This window comes from Streptomyces sp. NPDC004284, assembly GCF_042874035.1.
In the GTDB taxonomy this organism is placed as follows: domain Bacteria; phylum Actinomycetota; class Actinomycetes; order Streptomycetales; family Streptomycetaceae; genus Streptomyces.
The window spans coordinates 472,833-489,467 of the sequence record NZ_JBIAMJ010000004.1; the positions used below are offsets into that span (position 1 = coordinate 472,833).

General features: G+C 73.2%; 14 protein-coding genes. 6 read left to right on the plus strand and 8 right to left on the minus strand.

Annotated features, from left to right (window positions below; all coding sequences use genetic code 11):
• Positions 1-30: 30 nt before the first annotated feature.
• Together ACFYUS_RS14500 and ACFYUS_RS14505 are read right to left on the minus strand one after the other, a co-directional pair.
• Complete coding sequence (locus tag ACFYUS_RS14500) at positions 31-2,103, minus strand: discoidin domain-containing protein (RefSeq protein ID WP_388850434.1); 2,073 nt, start codon at positions 2,101-2,103, stop codon at positions 31-33.
• Positions 2,104-2,224: 121 nt separating this feature from the next.
• Positions 2,225-2,818, minus strand: a complete 594-nt coding sequence (locus ACFYUS_RS14505) for a TetR/AcrR family transcriptional regulator (protein ID WP_388850437.1) — start codon at positions 2,816-2,818, stop codon at positions 2,225-2,227.
• A 348-nt stretch (positions 2,819-3,166) separates the two neighbouring features.
• Here ACFYUS_RS14505 and ACFYUS_RS14510 point away from each other — a divergent pair, with 348 nt between their 5' ends.
• From ACFYUS_RS14510 to ACFYUS_RS14525, 4 genes are all read left to right on the plus strand, one after another.
• Positions 3,167-3,922, plus strand: a complete 756-nt coding sequence (locus tag ACFYUS_RS14510; RefSeq protein ID WP_388850440.1) for a (5-formylfuran-3-yl)methyl phosphate synthase — start codon at positions 3,167-3,169, stop codon at positions 3,920-3,922.
• Complete coding sequence (locus ACFYUS_RS14515) at positions 3,919-5,334, plus strand: aldehyde dehydrogenase family protein (protein ID WP_388850443.1); 1,416 nt, start codon at positions 3,919-3,921, stop codon at positions 5,332-5,334. The genes ACFYUS_RS14510 and ACFYUS_RS14515 overlap by 4 nt, the downstream gene beginning before the upstream one ends.
• 2 nt (positions 5,335-5,336) lie before the next feature.
• Complete coding sequence (locus ACFYUS_RS14520) at positions 5,337-6,443, plus strand: NAD(P)-dependent alcohol dehydrogenase (RefSeq protein WP_388850446.1); 1,107 nt, start codon at positions 5,337-5,339, stop codon at positions 6,441-6,443.
• Between the two features lie 67 nt (positions 6,444-6,510).
• A complete protein-coding gene (locus ACFYUS_RS14525; RefSeq protein ID WP_388850449.1) occupies positions 6,511-7,416 on the plus strand; it encodes a class I SAM-dependent methyltransferase in 906 nt (301 codons plus the stop codon).
• Positions 7,417-7,470: 54 nt separating this feature from the next.
• Here the strand turns inward: ACFYUS_RS14525 and ACFYUS_RS14530 are convergent, their stop codons facing one another.
• The 3 genes from ACFYUS_RS14530 to ACFYUS_RS14540 form a co-directional block, all read right to left on the minus strand.
• Positions 7,471-8,004 carry an EF-hand domain-containing protein gene (locus ACFYUS_RS14530; protein WP_388850452.1) on the minus strand — a complete coding sequence of 178 codons (534 nt, stop codon included), beginning with the start codon at positions 8,002-8,004 and terminating at the stop codon, positions 7,471-7,473.
• Between the two features lie 160 nt (positions 8,005-8,164).
• On the minus strand, positions 8,165-8,836 hold the full coding sequence (locus ACFYUS_RS14535; RefSeq protein ID WP_388850455.1) for a GntR family transcriptional regulator: 672 nt from the start codon (positions 8,834-8,836) through the stop codon (positions 8,165-8,167).
• Positions 8,837-8,902: 66 nt separating this feature from the next.
• Complete coding sequence (locus tag ACFYUS_RS14540; protein WP_388850458.1) at positions 8,903-10,111, minus strand: CaiB/BaiF CoA transferase family protein; 1,209 nt, start codon at positions 10,109-10,111, stop codon at positions 8,903-8,905.
• A 226-nt stretch (positions 10,112-10,337) separates the two neighbouring features.
• On the opposite strand from ACFYUS_RS14540, the gene ACFYUS_RS14545 reads away from it, so the two are divergent.
• Positions 10,338-11,519: an acyl-CoA dehydrogenase family protein gene (locus tag ACFYUS_RS14545; RefSeq protein WP_388850461.1), complete on the plus strand. Its 1,182-nt coding sequence runs from the start codon at positions 10,338-10,340 to the stop codon at positions 11,517-11,519.
• A gap of 15 nt (positions 11,520-11,534) precedes the next feature.
• Here the strand turns inward: ACFYUS_RS14545 and ACFYUS_RS14550 are convergent, their stop codons facing one another.
• The 3 genes from ACFYUS_RS14550 to ACFYUS_RS14560 all read right to left on the minus strand — a co-directional run bounded on the left by ACFYUS_RS14550 (position 11,535) and on the right by ACFYUS_RS14560 (position 15,202).
• Positions 11,535-12,038 carry an FBP domain-containing protein gene (locus tag ACFYUS_RS14550; RefSeq protein ID WP_388850463.1) on the minus strand — a complete coding sequence of 168 codons (504 nt, stop codon included), beginning with the start codon at positions 12,036-12,038 and terminating at the stop codon, positions 11,535-11,537.
• 61 nt (positions 12,039-12,099) lie between these two features.
• A complete protein-coding gene (locus ACFYUS_RS14555) occupies positions 12,100-13,569 on the minus strand; it encodes a PLP-dependent aminotransferase family protein (RefSeq protein ID WP_388850466.1) in 1,470 nt (489 codons plus the stop codon).
• Between the two features lie 202 nt (positions 13,570-13,771).
• A complete protein-coding gene (locus ACFYUS_RS14560) occupies positions 13,772-15,202 on the minus strand; it encodes a DUF6777 domain-containing protein (protein WP_388850469.1) in 1,431 nt (476 codons plus the stop codon).
• A 94-nt stretch (positions 15,203-15,296) separates the two neighbouring features.
• On the opposite strand from ACFYUS_RS14560, the gene ACFYUS_RS14565 reads away from it, so the two are divergent.
• The gene (locus ACFYUS_RS14565) at positions 15,297-16,604 is read left to right on the plus strand and encodes a streptophobe family protein (protein WP_388850472.1); all 1,308 of its coding nucleotides are present in this window, start codon (positions 15,297-15,299) and stop codon (positions 16,602-16,604) included.
• Positions 16,605-16,635: the final 31 nt, after the last annotated feature.

Here is a 16,635-nt window from a genome sequence, read left to right on the forward strand (position 1 = left end):
CCCTCTCTTCGTGCGCTTCCCGCATGCGGGTCAGGACCTGTTGACGGCCACCTCGTAGAGCGAGTAGCCCCAGTCCGTGGCCCGCTTCACGCCGTGGACGCGGACGTAACGGGCCGACTGCGAGTCGAACGTCGCCGTGTCGTAGCCGCCGTCACCCGCGTCCGTGGACCACACGTCCTTCCAGGTCGTGCCGTCCTCGGACAGCTCGATCCTGTACGCGCGCGCGTAGGCCCGCTCCCAGTCGAGCGTGACCCGCCCGACCCGGCGCACCGAGCCCAGGTCCACCTGGAGCCACTGGTCGTCGGACCACTCGCTGGCCCAGCGGGTCCCCGTGTCGCCGTCGACGGTGAGACCCGCCGAGAAGTTCACGAACGGGTTCCACCACTCCGTGGAGCTGGCCCACGCCGGCCGCCCGGCCGCCAGGTTCACGCCCGGCTCGTGGTCCTCGGTCTTCTTCCACGTCGTCAGGTACGACTCCGCTCCCCGCGACAGGTCGTCCACGACGCTCTGACCGCCGGGGGAGAGCCGGATCTGCTCGACCCAGTCCGGCACGAGGCCGTTGTGCGCGGCGCCGTCCGTGTTGAGGTCCCAAGTGCGCTCACCGGTGACCTGGCGGTCGAGGACCGAGCCGCCGTCGAAGCTGCGGAACGGGTACTTCACCGCGTTCGGAGCGTCCGCGCCGACCGGGCCCGGATGGGCGCCGACGCCGTTCATGTCGGTGCCGTAGCCGAGGCCGACCCCGTACTTCTTGCGCAGCTCGGCCTTCTGGCCGGCCTCGCCGACGAAGCCCTGGGCGCTGCCCATGTACTGGGCGACGAATCCGCCGAGCCGGTAGACCCGGTCCGTCCAGTCCATGTCCATCCAGCTGTGGCTGGAGATGACGCCCGGGTACTCCTCGGCCTCCAGCATGTCGAGCGCCCGCCCGGCGGCCTTGACGCTCATGTGGTCGAGCTCCAGCATCATGCCGCGCTGGATCATGCCCTTCAGGGCGTACTCCCCGAGCCGCGTGAGACCCCGGGTGTTGCACTGGGCGTCGGAGGCGTACGAGGGGACGCTCACCCCGGCCGGCAGCTTCTCGGCCATCGCGGGCGGCGCGGCGGCGAGGCCGATCGGGTTGTCGTGCTGCGGGCCCGCGCACTTCTCGGTGGCCCAGAAGGTGCCGGTCGAGAGGAACTGGCCGATGTTGACCGCCACGCCCGTCGTCCCGCTGTCGAAGCGGACGCCGCACAGCGCGTTGTCGAACTTGTGGCAGAGGAACATGCTGCGCACGCCGAGCCCGTACAGCTCGTCGAGACCCTTGTCGATGTCCGCCTGGCTGCACTGGGCGACGTCCAGGATCATCTTGCAGCCGAAGGGCTCCGAGGTCTCCACGCCGAGGACGACGGCGAGCTTGCCCTGCTGGATCACCGAGCGGGCCTGCGCGGCGTCGGTCACGATGCGGAACCAGCCCTTGCCCGGGCCGCCGTACATCTGGTCGATGTAGTCCTGCAGCTCGTAGCTCTTGCGGGCTTCGAGCCGGATGGCGTCCATCTCGTCGCAGCCGCGGTCGCGCGGCAGCAGCGAGCAGATCAGGCCGTTGGTCACCAGGTCGTTGACCAGGACCCGCTGGCCGCCGCGCCAGGCCCGCTCGACCCACGCGTAGTAGTTCTGCTGGTGGCTCATCGAGTCGGGGGCGGGCCAGTCCTTGAAGGTGGGCCAGCCGACCGGGTCGTGCTTCCCGTTGTCACCGCCCGTGAGGTGCTCGAAGAGCGCCCCCGAGCCGTCCGGGTAGTGCTCGGGACAGTCCTTCAGGGCGTCGGCGGCACCGGCCTGCGAGAACGTGGCCCCGCAGATCATCCGGCCGCCGAAGCCCTCGTTGGACATGAGGTGGTTGTGCGCGTCGACGAACCCGCGCACCTTCCCCTGCGCGTCCGTTCCCTTGAACGGCTCGCCCGTGACGTTGATCTGCGAGTCGGTCGCGGGCCGGGACGTGGGTTCCCACCACGCGCCGCCGGCCGCGGCGGCGGGGACCGGAGCGGAGCCGAACAGCACCGCGGCGAGGGCTATGAACAGGGCCAGGAGGGCGGATCTGCCGCCCCTCCTGCGCGAGAAGAATCGGGTCATGTGTGCGATGCCTCCGGGCGGTGGGGGAGTACCGGGCGCCCCGAGGATCGCGGTCCTGAGACAGTGAGTCAATAGTCCGGGTCAAATGACCTGTTGACGGGACTCCAGACTCGACCCCGTCTCAACTCTTGATCAGGGAAACGAGTTGATCGGCCGTCAGATCGAGGTTCTCGGCGGCCGCGGCTCCGTCGCCGAGGACGAGGTACTGGAGGGTGAGCCCGTCGATCGCCGCCGCCAGATACCGCGCGAGCACCTCCACCGGCACCCGCGGCTCGAGCCCCCGCTCCCCGCGCACCTGCTCGATCAGGGCTGCCGCCGACACCACGTACTGGTCGTACTGGGCGCGCGCCAGATGCTCGAACCCGGGCTCCCGCAGGGCGTACTGGGTGAGGTCGTACGTCAGCATGTGCTCGCCCGGGTGGGCCGTGACGTGGTCCCAGTACGTCTGCAGGGCACCCCGGACGGTCTCGCGCAGCGTCGCGCCCGGCGCGACCGCCGACTTCACACGCGCCACGTAGTTGCCGGTGATCGTCTCGATCGCCGCCTCGAGGAGCGCCTGCTTGGAGTCGAAGCAGTAGTGGAAGACGCTCAGCGAGACCCCCGCCTCGGCGCAGATCGACCGGGTGGTGGTCCGGGCGACTCCATCCCTGGTCATCGCCCTGATCGCCGCCTCGACCAGCTGCCTGCGTCGTTCGGCCGACGGCATCCGCGCCATGGTTCCTCCTCGCGTCCGGCGCAAGGGTAACCGCAGCCCCCGCGCGGCGCGCGAGCCCCACCGGGCGCGGGCCGGGGCCGTCGGACCGCCGCCGGGTTCCGCGCCGCCGCGGTCGGCGCCGGCGGCTCCTCCGCGTCGCGTCCGCGACACGGACGGAGTCGTATCGCCGTTCGGGACGAACTTCCGACCCGTAATCACCCGGTATGCCCGAGGAGCCTCGTTCACCCCGGTACGCACGGCGCGTCGTATCGGGGCGCGAGCGCCGGGGGAACTCCGCGCGCTCTACCGGTGCCCGTGGGCGCCGGAAAGGATGAGCACACGGTGGTCCCGCTACGGAAGGAACCCAGGGTGCTGCTTCTCATCTCCCCGGACAGCGTCGAGGAAGCCCTCGACTGTGCGAAGGCGGCGGAGCACCTCGACATCGTCGACGTCAAGAAGCCCGACGAGGGCTCGCTCGGCGCCAACTTCCCCTGGGTCATCAGGGAGATCCGCGAAGCGGTCCCGGCGGACAAGCCGGTGTCCGCCACCGTGGGCGACGTCCCGTACAAGCCCGGCACGGTGGCACAGGCCGCGCTCGGCGCGGTCGTCTCCGGCGCCACGTACATCAAGGTCGGCCTCTACGGATGCACGACGCCCGACCAGGGCATCGAGGTCATGCGCGCGGTCGTCCGGGCGGTGAAGGACCACCGCCCCGACGCGCTCGTCGTCGCCTCCGGCTACGCCGACGCCCACCGCGTCGGCTGTATCAACCCGCTCGCCGTACCCGACATCGCCGCCCGCTCCGGCGCCGACGCGGCCATGCTCGACACCGCCGTCAAGGACGGGACGCGCCTGTTCGACCACGTCCCTCCGGAGGTCTGCGCCGAGTTCGTACGACTGTCCCACGCCTCCGGTCTGCTCGCGGCCCTCGCGGGCAGCGTCACCCAGGCCGACCTCGGTCCCCTGACCCGCATGGGCACGGACATCGTGGGCGTACGGGGAGCCGTCTGCGAGGGCGGCGACCGCAACGCCGGGCGGATCCAGCCGCACCTGGTGGCCGCCTTCCGGGCGGAGATGGACCGGCAGGCCAGGGAGCACGCCGTCGGCGTCCCGGCGGCGCGTTGACCTCCGGCACGCCGACGCCCGGGGCCGGCGGCGCTCCCGGACACCGGACCGCAGGTCTCCCCGTCGTCGACCCGGCCACCGGGGAGACCTTCGACGAGGCCCCCGACCAGCAGCCGGGCGAACTGGACGAGGCGGTCGCGCGCGCCGGGCGGGCCTGGCGCGCGTGGCGCGCCGACCCCGAGGCCCGCACCGCCGCGCTGCGCGGCGCGGCCGACGCCGTGGAGACGGCCGGCGACGACCTCGCCCGGCTGCTCACCAGGGAACAGGGCAAGCCCCTGGCCGAGTCGTACGCGGAGGTCGCCCGTACGGCGGCCCGCCTGCGCTACTTCGCCGACCTGGCCCCCCGGACCCGCCGGATCGACGACGGCCGGCCCGTGGACAGCGAGGTCCGCTGGCGCTCCCTCGGACCCGTCGCGGCGATCGTGCCGTGGAACTTCCCGCTCCAGCTCGCGGCGGCGAAGTTCGCGCCCGCGCTCGCGGCGGGCAACACCATGGTCCTCAAACCGTCGCCGTTCACGCCCCTCGCCACCCGGCTGCTCGGCTCCGTCCTCGCCGCCGTCCTGCCCGAGGACGTCCTGACCGTCGTCACCGGCCGCGAGCCCCTCGGCGCCCGCCTCGCGTCCCACCCGGGCATCCGCCACGTCACCTTCACCGGCTCGGTGCCCACCGGGCGGGCCGTCGCCGGGGCGGCGGCGGACTCGCTCGCCCGGGTCACCCTGGAACTGGGCGGCAACGACGCCGCCGTCCTGCTGGACGACGTCGACGTGGACCGGATCGCGGACCGGCTGTTCTGGGCGGCGTTCCGCAACTGCGGGCAGGTCTGCATGGCGGTCAAACGCGTCTACGCGCCGGCCCGGCTCCACTCCGAGGTCGTCGAAGCCCTCGCCCAGCGGGCGAAGAGCGTCGCCGTCGGGCCCGGCCTCGACCCCGGGACCCGGCTGGGACCGGTCAACAACGCCCCGCAGCTGGCCCGGGTCGAACGGATCACGGAACAGGCCCTGGCGGACGGCGCCCGGGCGGCGTCCGGCGGCCACCGGCTGGACGGGCCGGGACACTTCTTCGCCCCCACCATCCTCACCGACGTCCCGCCCGACAGCGCGGTGGTGACCGAGGAACAGTTCGGACCGGTGCTGCCGGTACTGCCGTACCGGAACCTCGACGAAGCCGTCGACGCGGCCAACAGCACCGGCTTCGGCCTCGGCGGCTCCGTATGGGGCACCGACCTCGACCGGGCCGAGGCAGTGGCCGACCGGCTCGAATGCGGCACGGCCTGGATCAACCACCATGCCGAACTGTCCCTCGCCCAGCCCTTCGCGGGCATCAAGGACAGCGGAGTCGGCGTCGCGGGCGGACCGTGGGGGCTCTACGGCAACCTCCGGCCGTTCGTCGTGCACCGCCCGCGGGAGGCGTGACGATGAGGTTCCAGGCGGCGGTACTGCGCGCGTACGAGGACCCGTTCACGGTCGAGGAGGTGGCCCTGCGGACGGAACCCGCCGCCGGCGAGCTCCTGGTCGAGATCGCGGGCACCGGGATGTGCCGGACCGATCTCGCCGTCCGGCGCTCCGCCGGCCGCAGTCCGCTGCCGGCCGTCCTCGGCCACGAGGGCGCCGGTGTCGTGGTGCGGGCGGGCGGCGGCCCCGACACCACGATCGGCGTGGGCGACCACGTCGTACTGAGCTTCGACTCCTGCGGACACTGCCGGAACTGCCTCGGCGCGGCCCCCGCCTACTGCGACTCCTTCGCCTCCCTCAATCTCTTCGGGGGACGCGAGGAGGAACCGCCGCGGCTCACCGACGCGACGGGGAAGGCGCTGGCCCCCCGCTGGTTCGGCCAGTCCTCGTTCGCCGCGTACGCGCTCGTCCCGGCCCGCAACGCCGTCCGGGTCGACCCCGCGCTGCCGCTCGAACTGCTCGGGCCCCTCGGCTGCGGCTTCCTCACCGGCGCCGGAGCCGTGCTGAACACCTTCGGCGCGGGCCCCGGCGACCCGCTGACGGTCCTCGGCGCCGGATCCGTCGGCCTGGCCGCGGTGATGGCGGCCACCGCCGCCGGCGTACCGACCGTGGCCGTCGACCGGCATCCCGAACGGCTCGCCCTGGCGGAACGGTTCGGCGCGATCCCCCTGCACGCCGACACGGCCGGACTGCCCGAACGGATCCGGCGGCTGACCGACGGCGGCGCGCAGTACGCCGTGGACACCACGGCCTCGGCCCCGCTCATCAACGACGCGCTCCGGGCCCTGCGCCCCACCGGAAGCCTCGGCCTCGTGGCACGCCTCCACACCGCGCTGCCGCTCGAACCGGGCACGCTCGACCGGGGCCGCAGCCTCCGCCACATCTGCGAAGGGGACGCCGTACCAGGACTGCTGATACCCCGGCTGACCGCGCTGTGGCAGGCAGGACGCTTCCCCTTCGACCAACTGATCCGCACCTACCCGCTGGCCGACATCAACGAGGCCGAACGCGACTGCGACGCGGGCCGCGTGGTCAAACCCGTCCTGCTCCCGGAGGCCGGAAGCCGATGAGCGCGGCCCGCGGCCCCACCGGGTCCGACCAGCAGACACCCCGCACCCCCCCGCCGACGGAGGAGACATGACCGGCATGGCGCCGCAGCAGACAGACGTGGAAGGCGTGGACGGAGGCGTGGGCCTGACCGCCCTCCTGGTCGCCGCGGCCCGGGCGATCGAGACCCACCGCCACGACAGCCTGGCCCAGGACGTCTACGCGGAGCACTTCGTGCGCGCCGCCCCGGCGTGCACGGACTGGCCGGTGCGCATCGAGCAGGTCCCGGACGGGGACGACGACCCGCTGTGGGGGCGGTTCGCCCGCTACTTCGGCCTGCGGACCAGGGTGCTCGACGACTTCCTCCTCGGAGCGGTCCGCACGAGCGTCCGCCAAGTGGTCCTGCTCGGCGCGGGCCTGGACACGCGCGCCTACCGGCTGGACTGGCCGTCCGACCTGGCGGTCTTCGAGATCGACAGGGCGGGCGTACTGGCCTTCAAGCAGCAGGTGCTCACGGACCTGGCGGCCGCCCCCAGGGTGAAACGCATTCCCGTACCGGTCGACCTGCGCGAGGACTGGGTCACCGCGCTGACCACCGCCGGCTTCGACCCGGCCGCGCCGAGCGCCTGGCTGGCCGAGGGACTCCTCTTCTACCTGCCGGGCCCCGTCGAGACCCGGCTCCTCGACACGGTGGACGGGCTCACCATCGGAGGCAGCGCCCTGGCCTTCGAGGCCAAGCTGGAGAAGGACCTGCTGGTGTACCGCGACAGCCGGACCTACACGGCGACGCGGGAGCAGATCGGCATCGACCTGCTCGACCTCTTCGACCTGGGACCACGACCCGACTCCGCGGGTGCCCTGGCGGCCAGGGGCTGGTCCACCTCGATGCACACGCCCTTCGAGTTCACCCGCCGGCACGGACGCGGCCCCCGCCCCGAGCCGAACGACGCGCTGGAGGGGAACCGCTGGGTGTTCGCGCACAAGCCCCGGCCGTGACGCCCGCACGGGGGCGAGGGCGGGGCCCCGTGACGGGCCCCGCCTGCGGGCGGGTCAGCCGGCCTGGGCACCCACCAGCTCGTCGCCAGGGATCCCGGCCTTGTCCGGCGCGTAGTAGTCCACGATGCCGGTGGACCACGCGGCGACGGTGATGCGGTCCGTGGCGTCCGGCTCGAAGGCGTCGAAGAGCGCGTGGATGTTCGTCTTCTCGAAGCCGATCGCCGTCATCAGCGACAGGAAGAGCGGGCGCTCGATCAGACCGTCCCCGTCGGGGTCGCCGAGCGCGGAGAGCGCGTCGGCGAACTCGCTGATCGTGGGGCCGAAGCGCTCGGGGTCGAGCACGAACGGACGGAACTCCTCGACGGTGATCACACCGTCGCCGTTGGCGTCCAGCTCCGTGGCCAGCGTCGTCCAGTAACGGCGGAACGCGGCCCGGATGGCGGCCTTGGCGCCGGCGTCCGACGCGATCGCCGCCTCCAGGACACGGTCCGTCATGAGGTCGAAGTCGTCGGAGTCGATGACCCCGTTGCCGTTGGCGTCGAAGAGGGTGAAGACCAGCTCGACCCGCTTGGCGGCCTCAGTGCGCATTTCCATCACCTGTCATCCGCGGCCCGTCGATCCCGGGCCTGCCTCAATGAGTGCGTATCGGTAACCGCGCTGCGGGAGAGGCGTGACGGCGAGGCGGGCCCTGTGACCGGAACGAGTGAGCGTGCTGAACAACAGTCCGCCGCCGCCGGCGGTCCGGGGCTCAGTCCCGTTCCAGCTCCAGGACCTCGCGCAGCGCCGCCACCGCGTGGGCCCGGTGCTCGTCGAGCCAGCGGACGGCGGCGTCCTCGTCGCCGTGGCGGAGCGCGGAGATCACGGCGCGGTGCTCCCGTATGGCCTGCTTCCGGTGCGGGGACTCGGTGTAGTAGAGCGAGCGGTACGCGTCGGTGGCGTCCCACAGGGACGCGATGAGGCGGACGAGGCGCGGCATCCCGGACGCCTCGATGAGGGTGAAGTGGAAGAGCCGGTTCGCCGCCGCCATCGCGGCCACGTCCCCTTCGTCGGCGGCCCGTTCCACCTCCCGCTGGATCCGTTCGAGCGCGGCGATCGTGCCGTCCGGCAGCCACCGGACCGCCATCCGGACCGCCTCGGTCTCCAGGAGCTCCCGGATCCGGTAGATCTCCTCCAGGTCGTTCAGGGAGAGCTCCGCGACGAAGTAGCCCCGGTGGACGTGATGGACCACCAGGCCCTCGGCCTCCAGGGACTTCAGGGCCTCCCGGAGCGGCACCCGGCTGACCTCGAACCGCGCCGCCAGGGCCTCCTGGCGGATCGGCCCGCCGGGCCTGAGCTCCCCGCTGGTGATGGCGCGCCGCAGCTCCTCCAGGACGAACTGCTGGGCGGTCTGCGGCCGCCGCTTCTGCACCGGGCTGCTCATCGCCTGTGACCTTCCGTTCCCTCGTGCCCCCACCGGTCGATCCGCCGACCGGTGCCGACCATCTTCCTACGCGCCGCCGTTCGCCGCCGACGCCCTGTGGACAACTCGTCCCAGCTCCGCCAGCACGCCGTCGGTGTGCTCGCCGAGACGTGGGGGAGCGGTGCGGTAGGAGGGCGGGGTGGCGTCGAGCCGGATCGGGTGGGCGACCTGACCGGGACCTGCCTCGGACTCCGGGACGCGCGGGGCGAGCCCCAGCCGGTCGGCGAGGTCGAACGCGGCCGCCAGGTCGTTGATCGGCCCGCAGGGCACGCCGGCGGCGGTGAGCTCCTCGAACCAACTGTCGGCGGTACGGGCGCCCAGCGGCCCGCCGAGGGCCTCGACCAGCTCCTCCCGGTGGGCGACCCGGGCCGTGTTCGTCGCGAAGCGGGGGTCCCCGGCGAGCTCCGGCCGGCCGAGCCGCTCGCACAGGGCCCCGAACTGCCGGTCGTTGCCCACGGCGAGGACCAGCGGCCGGTCCTGCGCCTCGAACACCTCGTACGGGGCGATGCTCGGGTGTCTGTTGCCCATCGCGCGCGGCACGACTCCGGCGCCGAGGTGGGCGGCGGCCTGGTTGGTGAGCGCCGAGAGGAGGGAGGTGAGCAGGGAGACCTCGACCCGCTGGCCCTCGCCGGTGCGCTCCCGGTGCCGCAGGGCGGCGAGCACGCCGAGGCCGGCGTGGAGGCCGGTGATGACGTCGACCAGGGCGACCCCCGCCTTCGTGCCCTGCCCGTCGGGTTCGCCGGTCACGCTCATGAGGCCGCCCATGGCCTGGACGAGCAGGTCGTAGCCCGGCAGCCGGGCGCCCTCCGCGGTGCCGAAGCCGGTCACCGAGCAGTAGACGAGCCCGGGGTTGTCCACCCGCACGTCCTCGTATCCCAGGCCGAGCTTCTCCATCGTGCCGGGGCGGAAGTTCTCGACGAGGACGTCCGCGCGGTTCACGATCGCGCGCGCCGTGGCCAGGTCCTCGGGGTCCGTGAGGTCGAGCGTCACGGAGCGCTTGTTCCGGTTCACGCCGAGGAAGTACGTGGCCTCCCCACCGGCGAACGGCGGGCCCCACGCGCGCGTGTCGTCACCGGAGCCCGGCCGTTCGATCTTGATCACGTCCGCGCCCAGGTCGGCGAGGAGCATCGTCATGTACGGCCCGGCGAGGACCCGGCCGAAGTCGGCGACGACGATGCCGGAGAGGGCGCCTCCCGTCGGTGACGTTTCTGGTGTGTCCGGCTGATCTGCGCGCATTCAGCTTCCCTTGCTCCCGCTGGAGATACCGGAGACCGGAGGTCGGAGATCGGATCCGGACGACTGGTGATCGGATCCGGATTCTGGAGACTGGATCCACGTGATTGGAGATTGGATCCAATCGGACCGTATGGCCTGGATCCTGGATTATCAATACTGGATCCAATATCCGATCTGGGGCTACGCTGCGGTTCGCCGAGTTGCCACAGTCGCCAGGAGGCCGTCCGTGAAGTCGCCGTCCACCCCCGTCCACCCCTTCGACCTGCTCGCCCTCGACGGACTGCTCACCGACGAGGAGCGGGAGATCCGGAACACCGTCCGCGCCGTCGCCGACCGCGAGCTGCGGCCGCACGTGGCCGGCTGGTTCGAGAAGGGCGAGATCCCCGCTCGCGAGCTCGCCCGCACCCTCGGCGGGGTCGGTGTGCTCGGCATGCACCTGGAGGGCTACGGCTGCGCGGGCACCAACTCCGTCGCGTACGGCCTCGCCTGTCTGGAACTGGAGGCCGTCGACTCCGGACTGCGCTCCCTGGTCTCCGTGCAGGGCTCGCTCGCCATGTACGCGATCTGGAAGTACGGCTCCGAGGAGCAGAAGCAGCGCTGGCTGCCGAAGATGGCGGCCGGCGAGTACATCGGCTGCTTCGGCCTCACCGAGCCGGACGCGGGTTCGGACCCGGGCGCCATGCGGACCAACGCCAAGCGGGACGGCTCGGACTGGGTGCTCAACGGCACCAAGATGTGGATCACCAACGGTTCGGTGGCCGACGTCGCCGTCGTCTGGGCGCGCACCGAGGACGGTGTCCGCGGCTTCCTGGTGCCGGCCGGAACCCCCGGTTTCAGCGCCCCCGAGATCAAGATGAAGCTGTCGCTGCGGGCGAGCGTCACCAGCGAGCTGGTCTTCGAGGACGTGCGGCTCCCCGCCGACGCGATGCTGCCGGAGGCCCGCGGCCTCTCCGGCCCGCTCGGCTGCCTCAACGAGGCCCGCTTCGGCATCGTCTTCGGCGCGCTCGGCGCCGCCCGCGACTGCCTGGAGACGGCGATCTCCTACGCCAAGGACCGGGTCGTCTTCGCCCGTTCCCTCGCCTCGTACCAGCTCACGCAGCAGAAGCTCGCCGACATGTCCGTCGAGCTCGGCAAGGGCATGCTCCTCGCCCTCCACCTCGGCCGCCTCAAGGACGCGGGCGCGCTCACGCCCGAGCAGGTCAGCGTGGGCAAGCTGAACAACGTCCGCGAGGCCATCGCGATCGCCCGCGAGTGCCGCACGATCCTGGGCGCCAACGGCATCACCCTGGAGTACCCGGTGCTGCGCCACGCCAACAACCTGGAGTCGGTGCTCACCTACGAGGGCACGAGCGAGGTCCACTCCCTGGTCATCGGCAAGGCGCTCACCGGCGAGCAGGCCTTCCGCTGAGCGGGGGCGCGGACCCTAACCCGCCGCCACCCGTTCGACGAACGCGTCCAGGTTGCCCGTCAGACGGGCGACCTGCTCGTCGAGGGTGAGGGACTCCTCGTGGCGCCGGTGGCGCAGCTTCGGCTGCCGCAGGCCCCGGACGTAGAGGGAGCAGGCGAGGTCGGCGCAGAGATAGATCCCGACCGTGTTCCCCTCGCGACCGCGACTGCCGGCCAGCGGCGCCACCAGGAGCGTGACGCCCGAGGACGCGTGCGAGGTCAGACAGACCTGGCACATGCTCGACTTCACGGCGCTGGTCCGGCCGGCTGCCGGGACCCGCAGGGACAGGCCGAGCGGCCCGTCCGCGCGCGGCACGACCAGGTGCGCCCGCAGGGGCGCGCCCGGGTCGACCCAGCCGAGGAAGTCCAGGTCCTCCCAGGGGAGTTCGGCGAAGTCGAGGGGCAGCTTGAGTCGCGCCGCCTCGCCCTTGGTGCAGTTCACGAAGGACGAGCGGATCTGTTTGTCGGTCAGCGGTTCCACCCGGTGGACCGTACACGGCCCCCCGGGGCCGGGCATCCGAATATGGGTCCCACCGGCTCCTTCAGGCCACCCAGTCCGGCAGGGCCGGGTCGGCGAAGTGCCCGGGGTCGCCGTCCAGGGCCGCCGCGAGCCGCTCCGCCGCCGGTTCGTACACGTCCACGGGCAGGGTGAACGGGATCCGCAGCCGGTGCTCGTGCGTGCCCGGGTCCACCCCGAACCGGGCGCCGCCCTCCACCCGTACCCCGTGGCGCAGGGCCCGGGCCGCGAGGGAGGAGGCGACCGGCCGGCCCAGGTCGATCCAGAGGCACAGCCCGCCCGGCGGCACCGCCCACCGCCATTCCGGCACATGGCGGGCGAGGGCGTCGGCCAGCGCGGACCGGCGCAGCCGCAGCTCCTCCTGGCGCCGCGGCACGATCACGTCGAGGCGGCCCATCAGGGCGACGGCCACCAGCTGGTCGAGCACGGAACCGGACAGGTCGGCGGTGATCCGGACCCGGGCCAGCTCGGTCACGACACGCGACGCGGCCCGCACCCAGCCGACCCGCAGCCCGCCCCAGCAGCTCTTGCTCAGCGAGCCGACGGAGACGATCTGCCCGCTGTCGCCCCCGCCGGCCGCCGCCGCGAAGGGCAGCGGCGCGGGCACGTCCAGGGCCGTGTCCGTCAGCGTCTCGTCGACCACCAGCCAGGTTCCGGTGGCCCGCGCGGACCGCGCGAGCTCCTTGCGCTGCTCCGCCGGCATGAGCCGCCCGGTCGGGTTGTGGAAGTCCGGGATCAGATAGGCCAGGCGCGGCGCGGTCTGCCGGAGCGCCGCGTCGACCAGCCCGGTGTCCCAGCCGGCCTCGGTGACCGGCACCGGCGTGATGCGGAGCATGCGCCCCCGCATCGCGTCGAGGGCGTTGGTGTACGAGGGGTTCTCGGCGAGCACCCGGTCGCCGGGCCGGCCCAGCAGCGTCAGCACCAGAGAGACGGCCTGCTGCGCGCCGGTCGTGACGAGGATCTGGTCCGGGAGGGTCGGCAGGCCGCGGGCCGTGTAGCGTTCGGCGATCGCGGTGCGCAGCGCGGGCAGCCCGTACGGGTGGTAGCCCTGCGCGCCGGTGTACCGGGGCAGCTCGGTGGCGGCCGCCGCGAGCGCGGCGGACAGCTCGGCCTCCGGTGCCTGCGGAGCGGCGAGGGCCAGGTCGATGGTCGTGCCGGCGTCGTCCTGGAAGCCGCCGAGGGCGGTGGGCGCCTGCCCGTCCGGGAGCGCGGTCCACGTGCCGGCGCCGCGCCGGCTGTGCGCGTAACCGCTCTCCCGCAGCAGGTCGTACGCCCCGGTCACGGTGGTCCGGCTCACCATGAGCACCGAGGCGAGCTCCCGCTCGGCCGGCAGCCGCAGGCGCAGTGCCACCCGGCCGTCGAGCAGCGCCTCCCGGACGGCCCGGGCGAGCTCCCGGTACCCGAACCGGCCCTCCGCGGGAGGGGTGAGGAGCGACGCGAGCTGGCGACCGGTCAGGGTCCGGTCCGCGGTGTGGACCACGCGTGCCACTGCCATGCCAATCACTCCTCATTGGCTCTGCTGCCCGGGCCAATAAGGTTACAGACTCCCTTTCAGTGGCCTGGTGGCCGTATTCAGGAGGAAAGGGGAGGACCCATGTCCGGACGCTTCACCGACCGTGACGAGCGGATGTGGCAGCTGCGCGCGGAGGAGCGGACGGCCCGCCCCCTGCCGATCGGGGCCTGGTTCCGGAAGGCCGTCAGGCGACGGGCGTGGGACCGGGGCCGGGCGCGGGGGCCAGGGGAGAGGTCGTGTCGTCCGCCCGCTGGGCAGCCTGCTGGTCCGGCGACTGGCTCGTGAGATCCGTCGAACCGTCCGAGGCGGGCCCCGAACCCGGGGCCGACGACTCCGTCGACGGCGACGAGTCGGTCGGGCCGGAGGATTCGGGCGGCGACTCCGGTGAGGACGAGGACGAAGACGGGGACGAGGACGAGGACGAGGGCGTCGAGGGGGAGAGCGTCGAGGGGCACGGCGACGGGGTGATCCCGTTGTTCGGCGTCGGGGTCTCCGTGCCCGTCACGGTCACGCACGGCACCGGCGACGACGGGGAGACCGACGGGGACGAGCTGGACGTGGGCGGCGACACCAGGGGGGACGGGGAGACCGTGGGCGGCGGGGCGGGCCTGTCGTGCTCGCCGGTGTCGCCGTGCTTCCGCGCGAACCAGTCGCCGTCCTGGGGGTCGTACACCACGAAGACGTTCACGACCGTCACCGAGGGCGCCACCACGACGACCTGCTGGGAGCTGTACCCCTGCCAGGGCGTGCCCGTCGTGTGCGGCGCCTTCTGCGCCACCGGGCCGGTCAGCGGATTGCCACAGGCGCAGCGCACCCGGGGCACCCCGTGGCCGTCGACCATGACCGCCGTGCCGGCCTGGAGCACCGCCTGGTAGGTGGTGGCCGCGCCGTTCCGGAAGCCGTGGTTCGTCACCCGGGTGTCGACCCGGAGCTGAAGCGGGGTCAGGGAGCGGAGGTAGCCCGGCACGTCGTTCGGGGAGATGCCGACGACGGAGGCGAAGGCCGTGTTCTTCGCGGGCTCCCCGGAGAGATAGCGCACCTGCTGCTCGACGTCGCAGCTGGAGACCGACTGCGTCCCGCCGTAGAGACCGGGCATCGACCCCGACACCTCGGGTACGGCCGAGGCGGTGCGGGGCGGCAGCGAGGGGGGCGGGACGGAACCGCCGTCGGTGCGCGCCGTCGAGCGGGTGAAGGGGTCCGGGCCGGACGCGGCGGCGTTCTGCAGGAAGACCTCGCCGCCGCCGGAACCCGCCGTGTCGCTCTTGCCGTCGGGGCGGTTGGTGAGGACGACGGCGAGCGCCGCGGCCGCCACGAGCACGGCGGTGAGCGAGGCGACCTTCGGGACGGAACGCCACCAGGGGCCGCCGCCGCCCTTGCCGCCGCCACCAGGACCGGAGCCGCCGCCGCTGGAACCGCCACCGGAGCCTCCGTCACCTGAGCCACCGGAGCGGCCGGAGCCGCCGGACGGACCACCGCCCCCCGAACCGCCGTGGGGCGGCCCGGGCGGTGGTGGGGGGCCGCCGCTTCCCGGGCGTGCGCCCGGGCCCGAGAGGGGGCCCGAGGGGGGACCTGTGGGGGGAACCGACGGAGGGCCGGACGGCGGGTGGGAAGTCACGTTGTTTCCCTTTCTTCCGTTCCGCGCCCATTGTGTGCGCCGAATGGCATCCGTCCGCAAGCGGAGCCCCGGCGCCGGTACTAGCGTGGGCAGGGTGAGCAAGCGGCTCCCCACCTCCGCGCGGCCCGCCGCGCCCCCGACCGGGTTCTCCGGCCGCGTCGCCCTCCAGGCCCTGGCCGCCGTGGTCGCCGGGTTCGCCGCGATGGGCGTCGTCGCCGGGCTCGGCCTCTGGGCCGCGGGCGCCGCCGACCTGCCCGGCGGCTTCACCGCGGTCCTCGCCGCGGTCGTCGTCATGGCCTCCGGCGGCAAGGTCGAACTCTCCGGAGACGCCGGCGCCCTCGCCGGCACCCAGGCCGAACTGACCGCCATGCCGCTCACCGTCACCCTGGTGGGCGCACTGGTCACCGGCTTCTGCTTCCTGCGACCCCTGCGCCACCACGCCGTGACCGGAGCCGGCGCACTCCTGCTCCGCGCGGCGAGCGTCGTCGTGCTCTGGCTGGTCGCCCTCGCGGGCCTCTCGGCCCTCGCCCGGCACGACTTCCCCCTCACCCTCGGCGGGGGAGACTCCACGGGGTCCCTCATGGACCTCTTCGGCGAACTCCTCGACGCCACGAACCCCACCGTCGGCTTCCGCACCGACCTCGGACCCACGCTCTTCTACGGCCTCCTGTGGATCCTCGGCGTGCTCGCCATCGCCCTGCTCGTCTCCCGCAGGACCCCGCTGCCGCCCCGGCTCGTCCGCTACCACGAACCCGTCCGCCCCGCGGCCTTCGCGATGCTCCTGCTGCTCCTCGCGTACGTCGCCGTGGGCCTGGTCATCGGGATCGTCGTCGCGGCGACCAAGGGCCACGCCGCGGACACCCTCGCCGTCCTCCTCCTGGGCCTTCCCAACATCACCTGGATCGCCCTCGGCGTGGGCATCGGCGGCTCCTGGCAGGGCAAGGCGGAAGGGCCCTTCGGCCTGCCCATGCCGCAGATCCTCGACGCCGTCCTGCGGAGCAAGGGCGACAGCCCGGACCTCTCGACCGTCGACCTGTCCTCGCTCGCCGCGCAGGACGCACGCGCGTGGTGGCTGCTGCCCGTCGCCGCCGTCCTGGTGCTCGCCGCCGCCTTCCTCGCGGCCGTCCGCTCCCCGGCCCGGATCTCGCTCTGGCAGCACTCCCTCCACCTGGGCGTCGCCTTCGCGCTCGCCATGCTGGTCGCCGCACCGGTCACCCTCGTCGAGGCCCGCTTCGGCCTCTCGGTCCTCGGCATCGGCGACCTCGCCTCGCTCGGCGGCGAGGTGGTGCTCCGCCCGGACATCTGGAAGACGGTCGGCTTCGCCCTCCTCTGGGGCCTCGCCCTCGGATTCCTCGGCGGCCTCCTCGCCTCCCGAGTCCACCGCAAGGGCGAGGTCGAGTAGGACGTCACGCCCCCGCCCGTGCACCCATGCG

What these genes read in the sequence shown, in the direction of transcription:
- ACFYUS_RS14500 (WP_388850434.1), bottom strand. Translation starts at nt 2,103, where the DNA reads ATGACCCGATTCTTCTCGCGCAGGAGGGGCGGCAGATCCGCCCTCCTG.
- ACFYUS_RS14505 (WP_388850437.1), bottom strand. Translation starts at nt 2,818, where the DNA reads ATGGCGCGGATGCCGTCGGCCGAACGACGCAGGCAGCTGGTCGAGGCG.
- ACFYUS_RS14520 (WP_388850446.1), top strand. Translation starts at nt 5,337, where the DNA reads ATGAGGTTCCAGGCGGCGGTACTGCGCGCGTACGAGGACCCGTTCACG.
- ACFYUS_RS14525 (WP_388850449.1), top strand. Translation starts at nt 6,511, where the DNA reads ATGACCGGCATGGCGCCGCAGCAGACAGACGTGGAAGGCGTGGACGGA.
- ACFYUS_RS14530 (WP_388850452.1), bottom strand. Translation starts at nt 8,004, where the DNA reads ATGCGCACTGAGGCCGCCAAGCGGGTCGAGCTGGTCTTCACCCTCTTC.
- ACFYUS_RS14535 (WP_388850455.1), bottom strand. Translation starts at nt 8,836, where the DNA reads ATGAGCAGCCCGGTGCAGAAGCGGCGGCCGCAGACCGCCCAGCAGTTC.
- ACFYUS_RS14540 (WP_388850458.1), bottom strand. Translation starts at nt 10,111, where the DNA reads ATGCGCGCAGATCAGCCGGACACACCAGAAACGTCACCGACGGGAGGC.
- ACFYUS_RS14555 (WP_388850466.1), bottom strand. Translation starts at nt 13,569, where the DNA reads ATGGCAGTGGCACGCGTGGTCCACACCGCGGACCGGACCCTGACCGGT.